The 606-nt window shown below is 63.9% G+C and carries 1 protein-coding gene; it reads left to right on the top strand.

The genetic code is table 11. The features are described 5' to 3' along the window. Positions 1–10: 10 nt before the first annotated feature. On the top strand, positions 11–606 hold a 596-nt coding region (locus AOA60_RS24015), incomplete at its 3' end, for a ribonucleotide-diphosphate reductase subunit beta (RefSeq protein WP_218240853.1).

Here is a 606-nt window from a genome sequence, read left to right as displayed (position 1 = left end):
CGAAGCCAACATGGACCGCCTCGACGGTGCCGGCGCTGCTGCCGCCATCGAAGCCCGCGCCGTCACCGCGAGTGACTCCGCCGCCATCGTGCGCGCCAAGGCCGCCCTGGACAAACTCGACGTCGCCGAAGGCCTCGCCGAACTCGAAGGCTCCGCCGCCCGCGTCGCCGTTGACGAAAAGCGCATGATCAACTGCCGCGCCGACCTCAACCAACTCGTACCCTTCAAGTACGACTGGGCCTGGCAGAAGTACCTCGACGGCTGCGCCAACCACTGGATGCCGCAAGAGGTCAACATGACCGCCGACATCGCCCTGTGGAAAAACCCCGAAGGCCTGACCGACGACGAGCGTCGCATCGTCATGCGCAACCTGGGCTTCTTCTCCACCGCCGACTCCCTGGTCGCCAACAACCTGGTCCTGGCCGTATACCGCCTGATCACCAACCCGGAGTGCCGCCAGTACATCCTGCGCCAGGCCTTCGAAGAAGCGATCCACACCCACGCCTACCAGTACTGCATCGAATCGCTGGCCATGGATGAAGGCGAGATCTTCAACATGTACCACGAGATCCCATCGGTCGCCAAAAAGGCAGCCTGGGGCCTGAA

It is taken from the genome of Pseudomonas sp. 2822-17 (assembly GCF_002742485.1).
Lineage (GTDB): Bacteria > Pseudomonadota > Gammaproteobacteria > Pseudomonadales > Pseudomonadaceae > Aquipseudomonas > Aquipseudomonas cyclaminis.
This window is presented reverse-complemented; position numbering and strand designations above follow the sequence as displayed.